The sequence below is a fragment of the Flavobacterium sp. genome (genome assembly GCF_043773265.1).
GTDB lineage: Bacteria > Bacteroidota > Bacteroidia > Flavobacteriales > Flavobacteriaceae > Flavobacterium.
Window position 1 is genome coordinate 14,658 of sequence record NZ_JAYVFH010000227.1, and the last position, 14,286, is coordinate 28,943.

Annotated in this window: 17 protein-coding genes, 1 other RNA gene and 1 pseudogene; 5 read left to right on the top strand and 14 right to left on the bottom strand. The window is 28.5% G+C overall.

Features of this window, described 5'->3' with window-relative positions:
* Nucleotides 1-58 precede the first annotated feature (58 nt).
* Together ytxJ and ACH2BO_RS12025 are read left to right on the top strand one after the other, a co-directional pair.
* A complete protein-coding gene (gene ytxJ, locus ACH2BO_RS12020; protein ID WP_395044974.1) occupies nt 59-445 on the top strand; it encodes a bacillithiol system redox-active protein YtxJ in 387 nt (128 codons plus the stop codon).
* Nucleotides 446-452: 7 nt separating this feature from the next.
* Nucleotides 453-1,559: a lactonase family protein gene (locus ACH2BO_RS12025; RefSeq protein WP_395044975.1), complete on the top strand. Its 1,107-nt coding sequence runs from the start codon at nt 453-455 to the stop codon at nt 1,557-1,559.
* On the opposite strand, the gene ACH2BO_RS12030 is transcribed toward ACH2BO_RS12025, so the two are convergent.
* The 4 genes from ACH2BO_RS12030 to fahA form a co-directional block, all read right to left on the bottom strand.
* Nucleotides 1,556-1,858 carry a helix-turn-helix domain-containing protein gene (locus tag ACH2BO_RS12030; protein ID WP_395044976.1) on the bottom strand — a complete coding sequence of 101 codons (303 nt, stop codon included), beginning with the start codon at nt 1,856-1,858 and terminating at the stop codon, nt 1,556-1,558. The two genes, ACH2BO_RS12025 and ACH2BO_RS12030, sit on opposite strands and share 4 nt — an antisense overlap.
* Nucleotides 1,859-1,888: 30 nt before the next feature.
* Nucleotides 1,889-2,098, bottom strand: a complete 210-nt coding sequence (locus tag ACH2BO_RS12035; protein ID WP_395045029.1) for a type II toxin-antitoxin system RelE/ParE family toxin — start codon at nt 2,096-2,098, stop codon at nt 1,889-1,891.
* A 152-nt stretch (nt 2,099-2,250) separates the two neighbouring features.
* Nucleotides 2,251-3,438, bottom strand: a complete 1,188-nt coding sequence (locus ACH2BO_RS12040; protein ID WP_395044977.1) for a hypothetical protein — start codon at nt 3,436-3,438, stop codon at nt 2,251-2,253.
* 73 nt (nt 3,439-3,511) lie between these two features.
* Nucleotides 3,512-4,795 (bottom strand): fumarylacetoacetase, encoded by a 1,284-nt coding sequence (gene fahA, locus ACH2BO_RS12045; protein ID WP_395044978.1) that lies wholly within the window; start codon nt 4,793-4,795, stop codon nt 3,512-3,514.
* A 111-nt stretch (nt 4,796-4,906) separates the two neighbouring features.
* Between fahA and glyA the strand changes: the two genes are divergently transcribed.
* Nucleotides 4,907-6,181 carry a serine hydroxymethyltransferase gene (glyA, locus tag ACH2BO_RS12050; RefSeq protein WP_395044979.1) on the top strand — a complete coding sequence of 425 codons (1,275 nt, stop codon included), beginning with the start codon at nt 4,907-4,909 and terminating at the stop codon, nt 6,179-6,181.
* Between the two features lie 57 nt (nt 6,182-6,238).
* On the opposite strand, the gene ACH2BO_RS12055 is transcribed toward glyA, so the two are convergent.
* Nucleotides 6,239-6,733, bottom strand: coding sequence for a hypothetical protein (locus ACH2BO_RS12055; protein WP_395044980.1), 495 nt, complete (start codon nt 6,731-6,733; stop codon nt 6,239-6,241).
* A gap of 235 nt (nt 6,734-6,968) precedes the next feature.
* Here ACH2BO_RS12055 and yaaA point away from each other — a divergent pair, with 235 nt between their 5' ends.
* Nucleotides 6,969-7,730 carry a peroxide stress protein YaaA gene (yaaA, locus tag ACH2BO_RS12060; RefSeq protein WP_395044981.1) on the top strand — a complete coding sequence of 254 codons (762 nt, stop codon included), beginning with the start codon at nt 6,969-6,971 and terminating at the stop codon, nt 7,728-7,730.
* Nucleotides 7,731-7,863: 133 nt separating this feature from the next.
* Here the strand turns inward: yaaA and ACH2BO_RS12065 are convergent, their stop codons facing one another.
* From ACH2BO_RS12065 to ACH2BO_RS12080, 4 genes and pseudogenes are all read right to left on the bottom strand, one after another.
* Nucleotides 7,864-8,433, bottom strand: a complete 570-nt coding sequence (locus ACH2BO_RS12065) for an anthranilate synthase component II (RefSeq protein WP_395044982.1) — start codon at nt 8,431-8,433, stop codon at nt 7,864-7,866.
* 71 nt (nt 8,434-8,504) lie between these two features.
* Entirely contained in the window at nt 8,505-9,074 is a 570-nt protein-coding gene (locus tag ACH2BO_RS12070) for a YceI family protein (RefSeq protein WP_395044983.1), read from the bottom strand.
* Nucleotides 9,075-9,096: 22 nt separating this feature from the next.
* Nucleotides 9,097-9,729, bottom strand: coding sequence for an NAD(P)H-dependent oxidoreductase (locus ACH2BO_RS12075; protein WP_395044984.1), 633 nt, complete (start codon nt 9,727-9,729; stop codon nt 9,097-9,099).
* 5 nt (nt 9,730-9,734) lie between these two features.
* Nucleotides 9,735-10,194, bottom strand: a pseudogene (locus tag ACH2BO_RS12080) (MarR family winged helix-turn-helix transcriptional regulator).
* Nucleotides 10,195-10,345: 151 nt separating this feature from the next.
* On the opposite strand from ACH2BO_RS12080, the gene ACH2BO_RS12085 reads away from it, so the two are divergent.
* A complete protein-coding gene (locus tag ACH2BO_RS12085; RefSeq protein WP_395044985.1) occupies nt 10,346-10,663 on the top strand; it encodes a rhodanese-like domain-containing protein in 318 nt (105 codons plus the stop codon).
* Here the strand turns inward: ACH2BO_RS12085 and ACH2BO_RS12090 are convergent.
* The 5 genes from ACH2BO_RS12090 to pyrE form a co-directional block, all read right to left on the bottom strand.
* Nucleotides 10,647-11,096: a hypothetical protein gene (locus ACH2BO_RS12090; protein ID WP_395044986.1), complete on the bottom strand. Its 450-nt coding sequence runs from the start codon at nt 11,094-11,096 to the stop codon at nt 10,647-10,649. The genes ACH2BO_RS12085 and ACH2BO_RS12090 overlap by 17 nt on opposite strands.
* Before the next feature lie 126 nt (nt 11,097-11,222).
* Nucleotides 11,223-11,621, bottom strand: a transfer-messenger RNA (tmRNA) gene (gene ssrA, locus ACH2BO_RS12095).
* 92 nt (nt 11,622-11,713) lie between these two features.
* Nucleotides 11,714-13,060, bottom strand: coding sequence for a DEAD/DEAH box helicase (locus ACH2BO_RS12100; RefSeq protein ID WP_395044987.1), 1,347 nt, complete (start codon nt 13,058-13,060; stop codon nt 11,714-11,716).
* 125 nt (nt 13,061-13,185) lie between these two features.
* Nucleotides 13,186-13,578: an SRPBCC family protein gene (locus ACH2BO_RS12105; RefSeq protein WP_395044988.1), complete on the bottom strand. Its 393-nt coding sequence runs from the start codon at nt 13,576-13,578 to the stop codon at nt 13,186-13,188.
* A 50-nt stretch (nt 13,579-13,628) separates the two neighbouring features.
* Entirely contained in the window at nt 13,629-14,282 is a 654-nt protein-coding gene (gene pyrE / locus ACH2BO_RS12110) for an orotate phosphoribosyltransferase (RefSeq protein WP_395044989.1), read from the bottom strand.
* Nucleotides 14,283-14,286: the final 4 nt, after the last annotated feature.

The window sequence follows — 14,286 nt, forward strand, 5'->3', positions numbered from 1 at the left end:
TTAAAAAAAGATGCTGTAATTTTACAAAATCAATTGAATGTAATTAGTAAAAAATAAAATGAGTTTATTTAAAAATATATTTGGATCATCAGACGAAAGTGAAAATTCTTCAAAAATGTCTTGGACACAACTAACAGATTTAGGACAATTGAATGAAATTATAGACTTATCTACAACAAAACCTGTACTAATTTTCAAACACAGTACACGTTGTAGCATAAGCAGAATGGCTTTAAAACAATTTGAAAACGAATTTGATTTGGAAGAAAAAGTAACTCCATATTTTCTAGATTTATTAGAAAACAGAAGTATTTCCAATGAAATTGCAACTCGATTTGATGTTGAACATCAATCGCCACAACTCATTCTAATTAAAGATGGTAAAGCAATTTACAATGTTTCTCACAGCGATATTCAAGTAGATGATTTGCGAACTAAACTTTAATTTTTTTATGAAAAAACCGTTACTTTTAGTTTCAATTTTGGCTTTATTTTTTGGTAGTTGCTCTTCAAATAAAAACTATTCTTTTCTCGTTGGAACTTACACTGATAATGCTTCGCAAGGAATAAATTTAATTAATTTTGATTCAAAAACTAATTCAGTTGTTTTAGAAAAAGTAATTACAGGAGTTGAAAACCCATCGTTTGTAATTGCAAATAAATCTAAAACAATTGTTGTTACAGTTGAAGAAACAGCAAGTAATGATGGCGGAAAAGTAACTTCATTTTCGTATGATAAATCTAGTAAAGCATTCACTAAAATAAATTCTTTTTTCACTAAAGGAAATCATCCTTGTACAGTTGCATTTAGCAAAAATGAAAATTTTGTTTTGGTTGGAAATTATTCTGGCGGAAATTTAAGTGTTTTTCCAATTGATAAATTCGGCAATTTATCTGAAAATAATCAACTAATTCAATACGAAGGAAAAAGTGTAAATGTTGATAGACAAGAAAAACCACATGTTCATTCGGTAGTTTTTCATCCTACAGAAAATAAAATTTTTGTAACCGATTTGGGTAGAGATGTTATAGAAATTATACCATTTGATGAAAATTCTAAAACTTTTTTACAAGATAAAAATACTAAAACTATAGAAGTACCAAAAGCAAATGGACCAAGACATTTAGTTTTTAACAAAGCAGGAACAAAAGCATTTGTAACTTTTGAATTGACTAATCAAATAGGCGTTTTTGAATATAAAAACTATAAACTTTCATTGATTCAAACCATTAATTTAACTGATGATAAAACAAAAAGTGGTTCAGCTGCGGAAGTTAAATTGAGTAAAGATAAAAAATTCTTGTATGCATCTGTAAGAGGAAACGATAATTTTATTGCTGTTTTACAGTTGGAAAATGAAACAAAAGTCATTCAAAAAATACCTACAGGAAAATCGCCAAGAAATTTTATTTTAACCAATAATGATAAAACGGTTTTGGTTGCAAGTCAACTTTCCAATACAGTTTGTGTTTATGATAGAGATATAAAAACTGGTTTATTAACGCCAACGTCTAATGAAATTTTGGTTAATAAACCAGTTTATTTTTGTGATTTTTAAAGTGTTACGGATAAATTTAATCTACCACCAAGACCAACTTCTATAATTCTTTGTAATGTTGAAAGTCTTACGTCTTTAACATTATTTTCAACTTTTGAAATATATGATTTGTTTGTTCCGCATTTTATAGCAAGTTGTTCTTGTGTTAAACCTTTTTCAATTCTTGCATCGTGAACAAGTGCACCTAATTTAAAATTTTCATATCCTTCTTCAAATTCAGTTCTTTTTTCTGTACCGATTTCTCCAAATTCATCATTTATTATTTCACTTAGCGTTTTTGTATTTTTATTTGTTTTCATAATAATCCTTTTTAATTTTTAATGCTTTTACTATTTCTTTTTTAGGCGTTTTTTGAGTTTTTTTTGAAACCCATTCGCTAAAACAATTAATTTACCTTCATCAAAAAAACAAAAAATTCTAAAAATATCACTTCCTTGTTGTATTCTTACTTCGTATAATCCATCAGTTTCTTCAATATGTTTTAAATAAGTTTCTGGAACTTGTTTAATTTCTTCAATTAACTTTAGAGTCCAAGCTATTTTTAATTTAACTTTTGATTTTGAGAAGCTAAAAAATCATTAAAATAATTTTTATATGAAATTACTGTTCGAAAAGTAATTCTTTTTTCCATAGTGCAAATTTACAAAAGTTGTCCAAATAGACAACTAATATTGCGTTTTTTTTAAAATTCTTACCTTCTAAACTTATTACGAACAATAATATCCTTCAATTTAGTTTTTAAATCTTCGCCAGAGTCATAAACCATCTGCTCATTGCTTGGAAAAGGAACTGCTCTTCTATCAAAATTTGGATAATACGTTTCTTCACAAGCACGTTTATCGCCTGTATATTTTGAATAAATATGTTCAAAAACAAATTCACTAGCTAACGGAAAAGTTTCTATTAATTGATTGTTATTGAAATTTATATAATCAATTTTGGCAACAACTTGTGTCGATTTCAATTGTCTAAATTCATATATTGATGCTCTTATGGTTTTAAAATTATCAACCATAATTACATGACCTAAACTGTCTTTAACTTGTTGTCCTTGAGCATTAAGTAAAGGTTTAGTTCCGTCTTTTATTTGTTTTTCTTTTACAAATTCTTTTTCTTTTATTTGCTCTGGCGAAATATCAATTTGTCTAAAATTAACAATTAATCCATAATCATAAGTAATTTCTTTTTGACGATTACTATGATAAACAGTCCATTTATCGTTCAAACCAAAAGTGCTAAAATCTAATAAATCATTTTGCAAACGAATAGGAATTACCATGTTGGTTTCGTTTTTTGTATAAACATTTACAAAATCTGTTCCTTTAAACTTAGCTTCGTCTATTAATTTTTTAGTGTCTTTGTAATCTGAATTTAATTGTGATAAATAAATAAAATCATCATAGGCACGACGAATACTCATTTTATCTTTAGAACCCAATAACGCTTTAGAATTATCATATAAATATTTAACAAGTGCATTTTTACTACTTATAATTTGATCAGAATAATCATCAAACGGAAAAGTTGCATTGCGACCTTCTTTTAATAATTTCAAAGGTAATAACGGTTTAATTTTGTCTTGGCGACTGTTCAATTGTTGATAGGTATTGAAAATTTTTTCTAAATTACTTGGGTTAGCGTCTTTAAACCAAGAAGCAATATTACTTTGATCTCTTTCTTTGGCTTTTGCAAATGCTTCTTCTAGAAGATATACGTAATCTTGTTTTCCTTTGGCATCTTTTCTGTTTTTTAAACTTTCTACAGCGTTGTTAATTGCATCATCATAATCACCATTAGATAAAGATTCTCTAGTTTGTCGAACTCCACATGAAGTTAAAATAATAAAAAATGATAAGAATAAAGTAATTTTAAAATTCATAGTTAATATTTTTGGATTAATAATTTGAAAATATTTTTTAAAATTGGTTAAAATAATTAAATTTTCAAGGAATTTATTTTCTAACAAAAGTTGGTAATAACTTACTAGAAACTTCTCCAAAACCTATTCTTACCGAACTGTTTTGACAATATCCTTTCATAGTAACCGTGTCGTTATCATTAATAAATTTACGTTCTGTACCATCTTTCATTATTAATGGGTTTTTTCCGCTCCAAGTTAATTCTAACATTGATCCATAACTATCTTCTGTTGGTCCAGAAATGGTTCCAGAACCCATCATATCGCCAGAATTTACTCTGCAACCGTTAGAAGTATGATGTGCTAATTGTTGTGACATTGACCAATACATATATTTAAAATTTGATTTAGAAACCAAACTTGCTTCTACATTTTCTGGCTGAATGTAAACTTCTAAATTTATATCATAAGCATGTTTTCCGTTGTGTTGCAAATAGGGAAGTGGAGTTGGTTCTTGTATTGGACCTTTAATTCTAAATGGTTCAAGAGCATCCATTGTAACAATCCAAGGTGAAATTGATGAAGCAAAATTTTTGGCTAAAAATGGTCCAAGTGGTACATATTCCCATTTTTGAATGTCTCTTGCGCTCCAATCGTTTAATAAAACCATTCCAAAAATATAATCTTCAACTTCGCTAATTGGCACATTTTCACCCATTACATTTACATCTGTCGTAATAAAAGCAGTTTCTAATTCGAAATCTACTAATCGTGAAGGACCAAAAACTGGAGTGCTTTCGCCATTTGGTAACGTTTGTCCCATTGGTCTATGAACCGGAATTCCAGATGGAACTATTGTAGAACTTCTTCCATGATAACCTACAGGAATATGAAGCCAGTTTGGTAAAAGAGCGTTTTCTGGATCACGAAACATTTTTCCAACATTGGTTGCGTGCTCTTTACTTGAATAAAAATCGGTGTAATCGCCAATTAAAACAGGAAGTTGCATTTCTACATCTTCCATTTTAAAAATAATTATTTCTCTATGCTCTGCATTATCTCTTAATTCAGGATTTTCGGCATCAAAAATATCTCCTAATCTATTTCTTACCAATCGCCAAGTTTTTTTTCCATCAGATATAAAATCATTTAACGTGTCTTGCATAAACATATCATCAGTAAGTTCGATACCTTCAAAGTAGTTTAATTGTTGCAAAGCACCCATATCTATTGCAAAATCTCCAATTCTTGTTCCAATTGTGATTACATCTTCTTTGGTAATAAAAACTCCAAAAGGAATATTTTGAATAGGAAAATCGCATGACTCGGTTACATTTAACCAAGTTTTTCTATCTGGATTGTTGGCAATATTTGGCATAGTAGTGTGTTAGTTTATTGTTGAAAAAAATGTAATCAAATATATCATTTTGAATTTATTTCACAAACATATTTTGTAAATTTGGAAAGTTTTTAACGAAAATCTAATAAAATGCAACGCGACGAACAAATTTTTGACCTAATTCTAGACGAACAAGAAAGACAAATAGAAGGAATTGAGCTTATTGCCTCAGAAAATTTTGTAAGCGACCAAGTTATGGAAGCTGCAGGTTCTTGTTTAACCAATAAATATGCCGAAGGATATCCAGGAAAACGTTATTATGGTGGCTGTGAAGTTGTAGATATTGTAGAACAAATTGCAATTGATAGAGCCAAAGCACTGTTTGGTGCTCAATATGCCAATGTTCAACCACATTCTGGTTCGCAGGCAAATACTGCGGTTTATCACGCTTGTTTAAAAGTTGGCGATAAAATTTTAGGTTTTGATTTATCTCATGGCGGACATTTAACTCATGGTTCTCCAGTAAATTTTTCTGGAAGATTATACAATCCTGTTTTTTATGGAGTTGAAAAAGAAACTGGAAGATTTGATTATGATAAAATTCAAGAAATTGCAACTCGAGAACAACCAAAAATGATTATTGCTGGTGCATCTGCGTACTGTCGTGATATGGATTTTGAACGTTTTAGAAAAATTGCCGATTCGGTAAACGCTATTTTACTTGCTGATATTTCTCATCCTGCGGGTTTAATTGCTAAGGGATTGATGAATGATCCAATTCCGCATTGTCATATTGTTACAACAACAACACACAAAACCTTGCGTGGTCCTCGTGGTGGATTAATAATGATGGGAAAAGATTTTGAAAATCCGTTTGGATTAACAACTCCAAAAGGAGAAATCAGAATGATGTCTTCTCTTTTAGATTTGGCAGTTTTTCCAGGAAATCAAGGTGGACCATTAATGCACATTATTGCTGCAAAAGCTGTAGCATTTGGCGAATGTTTAACCGATGAGTTTTTTAGATATTCAATGCAAGTTCAAAAAAATGCTAAAGCAATGGCTGCAGCTTTTATGAAACGTGGTTACGATTTAATTTCTGGAGGAACAGACAATCATATGATGTTGATTGACTTAAGAAATAAAAATATTACTGGTAAAGAAGCAGAAAATGCTTTAGTAAAAGCAGAAATTACTGTAAATAAAAATATGGTTCCATTTGACGATAAGTCACCATTTGTAACTTCTGGAATTCGTATTGGAACACCAGCAATTACAACTCGTGGTTTGCTAGAAGATGATATGGAAACTATTGTAGAATTTATAGACAGAGTTTTAATGAATCATACTAATGAAGCTGTAATTGAACAAGTTGCTGATGAAGTAAACGAAATGATGAGCGAAAGAGCAATGTTTGTATTTTAATACTATCAAGAAGAATAATAATGAAAAACTCTAAAACAAATAGTTTTAGAGTTTTTTTTATTTATGACTTACTGGAATTTCCTTAGTAGAAATTGCCGAAACTTTTCCGTCAGAATTAATAGTTACATATAATTCACGCTCAAAATATTTTTTTTCGTAAGCGATTTTATATATAAAATTGTATGAATCGGTTTCTGTATCATGAATTACTTCAATTAGATTTAAATCAATAAATTTTCCGTTTCTAGCATTGATTTTTTGACATGTTTTTGAAATTTTTTCAACAGTTGCATTTAAAATTACTTTTTCTGTAGCTTCTTCTTTAGAAAATGCTTTAAACTTTGATGTATTGCAGGTTTCTAATAATCGTTTGCCTAAATTGTATGCTCTATTTCTGTCTAAAGTATTTACTTCTGCAAATTTCATTTTTACATAGCGAAGTTTTACAACGACAACTTCTGGTTTTTTTACTTCTTCTATTTTTGGAACAACAGGTTGCTTGCTTTTGCAAGAAGCTAACAAAATTATGAAGATGTAAATATATTTTTTCATAGCAATTTGTAGTATTATAATAACTTAAAAAAAGGTATTATAGTATATAACGAGAACATTATTTAATTATTTGTTCAAATAAGTTTAAAATTTTCCACAGATTTGTAGATTTATATAATTATTTAAAAAATCTGTGAATCTGAGGTTAAAAACAATATATTAATTGATAAAATGAAATAGAAAAAGTATAATTAAATCCAAACTAATTATTAATTTTGAAAATAAAAAAGCGAAAATGAAAATTGTAATCTCACCAGCCAAATCCCTTGATTTTGAAAGCCAATTGCCTGTCGAATTATATTCAGAATACAACTTTACAAAGCAATCTGTATCAATTGATAAGGTATTAAAGAGAAAAAAACCTAAGCAGTTAATGCAATTAATGAGTATTTCAGATAAATTGGCTGATTTAAACTGGCAACGTAATCAAGAACGTGATGTTGCAAACTTATCGATAGAAAATTCGCGTCCTGCAATTTTTGCTTTTAATGGCGATGTATATCTTGGTTTAGATGCTTATTCCTTATCTGAGGAAAAAATAAAAGTAGTACAAGAAAAATTAAGAATTTTATCTGGATTGTATGGATTATTAAAACCATTAGATTTAATTCAACCATATCGATTAGAAATGGGTACAAAATTATCAATAGGAAAGAATAAAAACCTTTATGAATTTTGGAAATCTACTGTTACTAAAGAATTAAATTCCCAATTAAAAAAAGATGAATTATTTATAAATTTAGCAAGTAATGAATATTTTGAAGCAGTTGATATTAAAAAATTAAAGGCAAAAATAATCACTCCAGAATTCAAAGATTATAAAGATGGAAAACTAAAAATGATAAGTTTTTTTGCCAAAAAAGCTAGAGGAATGATGGTTAGATATATTATTGATACTAATGCTGAAACTATTGATGAGTTGAAAGGTTTTAACTATGAAGGTTATGCTTTTGATGCTAATTTAAGTAAAGAAAATAAATTGGTTTTTACAAGATGATTTTCTTAAAAATTTATTTTTTTTATTTAAAATATTCAATATAGTAAAAATCTATAGTTGCTATTTAAACAATTATTATTCAATAAATTATATAATATTACATAAATAATTACTTAATATAAAATAGACTTTCTTATTCATTAATCCAATTAGATAAAATTTCTTTTCCAAATGGTGTTAAAATACTTTCTGGATGAAATTGAAGTCCTTTTACATTATATAATTTGTGTCTAATTGACATTATTTCGCCAGTAATTAATTGTGATGTAATTTCTAAATCTTCAGGAAAATTTATTGAATTTATTACCCAAGAATGATACCTACCAACTTCAAATTGTTGAGGCAAATTTTTAAACATTATTTCGTCATTTACTAGTACAGAAATTGTTGTTGCAATACCATGATGTACTTTTTCTAAATTTAAAAGTGTTCCTCCAAAAACTTCTCCTATTGCTTGTTGACCAAGACAAATTCCTAATATTTTTTTTGTTGAAGCATAACGTTTAATTACTTCATTTAATAATCCAGCTTCTGATGGAATTCCAGCTCCAGGAGAAAGTATTATTGTTTGAAAATTTTCTATTTCTTCTATTTCAAATTCATCGTTTCTAAAAACTACAACTTCACAATTTAGTTCTTCTAAATAATGAACCAAATTGTAGGTAAAACTGTCGTAATTGTCAATAACTAGTACTTTTTTCATAAAGCAAATAAACAAAAAAAACCTTAAAGATTTCGCTCTAAGGTTTTGTAATCACTAATAATTATTTTAAATTAGAATTCTAATTTTATAGTTAAATCAAAATCATCATAAATAAATTTATCACCTAAATCACTAAAAACTGATTTTGATTTATATTTTATTCCGTACTTAGTTCTGTCAACTTTAAACGATGTAGTTGCAGTTTTTCCAGTAACAGTAATGTCAAAAGTTACTGGTTCTGTAATATCTTTTATTGTTAAATCTGCTGTAACTGTATACAACCCTTTTCCTTTGCCTGAAATTGTTTTAAACTCAATTTTAGATGTAGGGAATTTTTCTACGCCAAAAAAGTCAGGAGATTTTAAATGTCCATTCAAATCTTCTCTACCTTTTCCTGATTCTAAATCGGTAGTGTTTATTGAATTCATATCTACAACAAAGCTTCCTCCTTTAAGAGCTTTCTTTTTAAATACTAAAGTACCGCTAGTAAAGTTGATTGTTCCTTCGTGCTGACCTCCAGTTTTTTTGGCAAGCCAAGTAATTTTGCTGTTTTCAATATTGATTTTTTTGTTTTGTGCTACAGAAACAGTTGTTCCTAAGACAATTAATAGTGCAATTGCAATTGTTTTTAATTTTTTCATTTTAATGGTTTTAAGTTATTGATTATAAATTGTTAAATAAGTCCTCGTTTGATTTACGCACTTTTGCATAATTTTGAGTAGCATCATCTTCATGACGATATCCAATTGCTGCAATTACTGTGGCATTTAATCCCAATTTTGTTAATCCAAGTATTTCATTGTATTTGCTTGGTTCAAATCCTTCCATTGGAGTTACATCAATTTTTAATTCTGATGCAGCATTTAATAAATTCCCTAAAGCAAGATAAGCTTGTTTTGATGTCCAAGTATTTTTAGCATCTTCTGATAAATTATTAATTTTAGATTTCATAAAATCTGAATAACCTTGAATTGCTTCTGATGGAATGTTTCTAGTTTCTATTAAATTTTTAAAATAAGTATCTATTTCGGCATTTCCGATATTAATAGTATTTGCAAAAACTATAATATGAGAAGCATCAACAATTTGAGATTGTCCCCAAGAAGCAGGTTGTAATTGCTCTCTTAAATCTGAATTTTCTATTATTAAAACTTTATATGGTTGTAATCCATAAGAAGAAGAAGAAAGTCTAATCGCTTCTTTTAAAGTGTCTAAATCCGTTTTTGAAACTTTTTTTGTGCTATCAAACTGTTTTGTAGCATAACGCCAATTGGCATCTTTTATAAACTGTGACATATTTTTTATTTTAGTATTCTATATTTTTCTAATAAATTGTTTAATGTTTTTAACTCTTCGTGGGTTAAATTTCTTGCAAAATATTTTTCGTGTTCAATAACTTTTGGATCTAAAATGTTTAATAATTCTAAACCTTTTTCAGTAATTAAAATTTCAATTTTTCTTTTATTTTCTGGGCAATTTTTTTCTTGTAACTAAATCTTTAATAAGAAGTTTGTCAATAAGTCGAGTTGTATTGCTGTTTTTGGCGATCATTCTTTCTTGAATAACGTTCATGTTAGCCGGACAACCTTTTTGACCACGTAAAATTCTTAAAACATTATATTGCTCTCTCGATATATCAAATGGTTTTAGTATTTCATGAAATTTATCACTAATTACATTTTGAGTATAGCTAAAGTTTAAAATAACTTTTTTTGAATCATCTAATGAAACCGTCGATTTTATTACTTCTTCAATATTCATGATTTTATAATCTAATTTGATATTACAAATGTAAATTATATTTTATTTGTATATACAAATGTTATGTTATTTTTTTGTTAATCATTTATTATTAAAATACCAAGAGTTGAAATTGAAATTGAATTTACTATTTTTGAAAAAAATAATAGAAATGAATTTATCACAATCAGATTGGAAAAAGCAGTTAAATGAAGATAATAATGCGGTTATTCTTGATGTAAGAACTCAACAAGAATGGGAAGAAGGAATAATTCCTAATGCAATTTTAAACGATATCTACAAAGGACAAGGATTTATTTATAAACTCGAAGAGTTGGATAAATCTAAAAATTATTATGTTTATTGCAAAGCAGGAGCAAGGAGTTCGCAAGCTTGTAATATAATGAAACAAATGGGTTTTGAAAATACTTATAATCTTGATGGTGGTTTTATGAATTGGAAAGGCGAAGTCTCTATACCAGAAAACTAATTATTTTTTTTTTGTTTGGAACTTGCTTTACAATTTTATAATAAAATTCTTTTATACATTTACGATGTATTTGTGTAGTTTTCAATTCAATAGGTTCATGATCTTTTTCTTTAATTACAAGAATATACAAATAGAATTTATGAATTAATGAAAATACTAAAAGAACCAATGATGCAAATATTAAAGAATAATACATTTCTACAATTTCTGATTTTAAAAAGAAAAAAGTATAAATAAAAATTGAAATACTCATTAATAGAAGTATAGAGTTTAGATAAAAAACTCTTCTTTTTATAAGATTAACATTATTGATAGATTCAAAATTAATTTTATTTTGATCGGTTCCTTTGGTTATAATTACTTGTTTATCAGTTATTATACCAAATTTTTTATTAAAATGAACTACGTTATTGTCAAGTTGAAAAGTTGTCATATATAGTTGTTTTTTCTATATACAAAGTTGATACTATTTTTGGTTTTATCATGGTAGAATGTTTTCTACAACATTGTGTAGATTGATTTCTACAAAAAAAGGATAATCCAAAATGAATTATCCTTTTAGTGGAGTCGCCGAGAATCGAACTCGGGTCCAAACAAGCAATCAAAGAGCTTTCTACACGCTTATTTTTTGATTTAATTTTCGTTATTCTGCTGGGCCAAAAACAGCCACAAAATACTTATCTTCTAATTTTTTCGTAACAGCCACGAAGCGTTGCTGTTCTTAGGTTTATATTTACGATTTACCTTTATCGACCGCCACAAACCAAAGCTATCGAGGTAAATCCTGCTTTCCTATCTAATAGGAACAAGGCCAATCTTACTATAGTTCAGATTATGCAGCAAGAGCGTAGTTTCCTTCGCCGTTTATGTTTTTGTACATTTGGATTTACGAGCAAAAAGTACAATGCTCGACGTGCTTACAATTTAATTCCACTCGCTGTCAAAACCAGTCGACCCCAATTTTTTATTAGTATTTTTATTTAATTGCAAAAATCAGTCCACAAATATACTTCTGAAATTTATGGCAAACAATTGTCAATAAAAAATATTTTATTTTTTCTTCCTTTTTGCTGCTCTTTTTTTCTCAACACCACGATTTGTAGGTTTTGTTTTTCTTGGTTTTACTTTTCCTGGACCACCAAGGTTTACTTGTTTATTTTTTATAGATTTTTCATGAAATGCTTCTCCACCTTCTTTTTTTGGTCGTTTTAGCAAATGTTTCATCTTTTTCTTGTCTTTTTCAAATTCTAAAAGACGCACCGCAACTTCAACATTGTCTGGAAAAGCTAAAAACTTTATTTCTTTTTCCATTAAAACCTCGGCTTGAATTTGAATTTCTTCTTCGCCAGGCGAAATAAAACTAATTGCAATACCTGATTTATCTGCACGACCAGTTCTACCAATTCTGTGAATATATTGTTCGGGAACTTCTGGAAACTCTATATTTATTACATGAGTTACATCAGAAATATCTAATCCACGAGCCATAACATCAGTTGTAATAATTCCTTTAATTTCTCCTTGCTGAAAAGATGCCATCGTGTTTAAACGATAATTTTGCGATTTATTAGAGTGAATTATTCCAAATTGTTCAGGAAAATCTTCTTCAATACTATTGGCAACTAAATCGGCAATTTTTTTATTGTTTACAAATATCAATACGCGACTCATGCTTTCATCGCTAAGAAGTAATCCTTTGAGAAGATTAATTTTAGTTAAAAAATTGGGTGTGTAATAGCCAATTTGTTCAATTTTTTCTAATGGAGTTCCAGATGCGGCAAGCGTTATTTCTTCGGGTAAATCAAAATAATCATCAAGCATTTCATCAACATCATCTGTCATTGTTGCCGAAAACAATATGTTTTGACGTTTACCTTTTATCATCGTTAATATAGATGTAACTTGAAATCGAAAACCTAAATTTAATATTTCATCAAATTCATCTATTACAAGTTTTTGTGTAGAATCAAATCTAATAACATTGTCAAGTGCCAAATCCATTGTTCTACCAGGAGTTCCAACCAGAATATCAATTCCTTCACGAACATGCTTTTTTTGAGTATTGATATTTACACCACCATAAACTCCAAGTGTTCTTACCGACATATATTTGGTTAAACTTTCAACAACATCAACAATTTGCACAACAAGTTCACGAGTTGGAACAATAATTACTATTCTTGGTGAATCTGTATGAACAAATTTCCATTGTTTTAGTAACGGAAGTAAATAGGCAAATGTTTTTCCGGTACCAGTTTGGGCAATTCCCATTACATCTCTTCCAGACATAATTGACGAAAAAGATTTTTCTTGAATTGGTGTTGGTGTTGTTAAACCTAGTTCGTCTATTGCTTTTTGCAAAGATTTAGGAAGATTAAACTGCTCAAAAGTGCTCATTTTACTTGTAATTTGGGTGCAAAGGTAAGCATTTCTTTTTTGTAGTTGTTTTTCAACTTATTATCCATAAAAAAAACCTTTTAAAATGTATTAAAAGGTTTTAAAAGTTTGATATTATTTCTATTTTATAGCTTATTCATATTTGTAGCCAAGGTCTCAAGAAATTTTGTTATTGGCGCTTTAATCATCATTGCAATCATTGAGTTGAATTCGCCTTCGAAATCTAATTTTACTTCGCATGAATTATCAGAAGTACTAATGATATTGGCGATTAATGAAAACGGAAGTTTGTCGCTTGCAGCATTTAATACCACTTTAGAATTAGGAATTTTATCTTTCATTCTCAATTTTATTTCGGGCATACCTTTTAGTCCAAAGTTAAAAATATCATCGCCAAGAACTTCAAATTTTGCAATATTTTCGGGCATTAATTTTTCGAAATTTTTAACTTCCGACAACGCATTAAATATATATTCTGCCGATTTTTCAACGGTTACTTTTGGGCTTTCTAAATTCATTTTTTATTCATTATAATGAACGAAATAATCTCGTTCTTTAATTATGGTTTTTATTTATTTTCTAAAACATTCCATTCAGATGGATTTTTTTTCCATTCTTCAAGCGTTTTTTGTTCTTCTTCTGTAATATATTTTTTTGCAACTGCCAAAGTCAATAAACTTTCATAATTGCTCAAAGTATTCAATTCTACATTAGCATTTTTAAAATTATCATTAGCTATATCAAATCCATAAGAGAAAATTGCAATCATACCTTTTACATTTGCACCAGCTTCTCTTAAGGCATCAACTGCCAATAAACTACTATTTCCGGTACTAATTAAATCTTCGATAACCACAACATTTTGACCTTTTTGTAAAAAACCTTCAACTTGATTTTGTCTACCATGCTTTTTTGGTTCTGGTCTAACATATACAAATGGTAGTCCAAGCACTTCTGCAACAAGTATCCCAATACCAATTGCGCCAGTTGCAACACCAGCAATTACATCTGGTTTTCCATAAATTTCTTCTATTTGGTGCACAAACTCATCGCGAATGTAATTTCTAATAGCTGGAAATGAAAGCGTTATGCGATTATCACAATAAATTGGTGAATTCCATCCCGATGCCCATAAAAAAGGTGTTGATGGATTCAATTTAATTGCATTTATTTGCAAAAGCAATTCGGCTGTTTTTTCGGCTGTGTCTTTATTAAAAATCATACTG

Coding starts and splice junctions, on each gene's coding strand:
- ytxJ (WP_395044974.1), top strand. CDS start 59: ATGAGTTTATTTAAAAATATATTTGGATCATCAGACGAAAGTGAAAAT.
- ACH2BO_RS12025 (WP_395044975.1), top strand. CDS start 453: ATGAAAAAACCGTTACTTTTAGTTTCAATTTTGGCTTTATTTTTTGGT.
- ACH2BO_RS12030 (WP_395044976.1), bottom strand. CDS start 1,858: ATGAAAACAAATAAAAATACAAAAACGCTAAGTGAAATAATAAATGAT.
- ACH2BO_RS12040 (WP_395044977.1), bottom strand. CDS start 3,438: ATGAATTTTAAAATTACTTTATTCTTATCATTTTTTATTATTTTAACT.
- fahA (WP_395044978.1), bottom strand. CDS start 4,795: ATGCCAAATATTGCCAACAATCCAGATAGAAAAACTTGGTTAAATGTA.
- glyA (WP_395044979.1), top strand. CDS start 4,907: ATGCAACGCGACGAACAAATTTTTGACCTAATTCTAGACGAACAAGAA.
- ACH2BO_RS12055 (WP_395044980.1), bottom strand. CDS start 6,733: ATGAAAAAATATATTTACATCTTCATAATTTTGTTAGCTTCTTGCAAA.
- yaaA (WP_395044981.1), top strand. CDS start 6,969: ATGAAAATTGTAATCTCACCAGCCAAATCCCTTGATTTTGAAAGCCAA.
- ACH2BO_RS12065 (WP_395044982.1), bottom strand. CDS start 8,433: ATGAAAAAAGTACTAGTTATTGACAATTACGACAGTTTTACCTACAAT.
- ACH2BO_RS12070 (WP_395044983.1), bottom strand. CDS start 9,074: ATGAAAAAATTAAAAACAATTGCAATTGCACTATTAATTGTCTTAGGA.
- ACH2BO_RS12075 (WP_395044984.1), bottom strand. CDS start 9,729: ATGTCACAGTTTATAAAAGATGCCAATTGGCGTTATGCTACAAAACAG.
- ACH2BO_RS12085 (WP_395044985.1), top strand. CDS start 10,346: ATGAATTTATCACAATCAGATTGGAAAAAGCAGTTAAATGAAGATAAT.
- ACH2BO_RS12090 (WP_395044986.1), bottom strand. CDS start 11,096: ATGACAACTTTTCAACTTGACAATAACGTAGTTCATTTTAATAAAAAA.
- ACH2BO_RS12100 (WP_395044987.1), bottom strand. CDS start 13,060: ATGAGCACTTTTGAGCAGTTTAATCTTCCTAAATCTTTGCAAAAAGCA.
- ACH2BO_RS12105 (WP_395044988.1), bottom strand. CDS start 13,578: ATGAATTTAGAAAGCCCAAAAGTAACCGTTGAAAAATCGGCAGAATAT.
- pyrE (WP_395044989.1), bottom strand. CDS start 14,282: ATGATTTTTAATAAAGACACAGCCGAAAAAACAGCCGAATTGCTTTTG.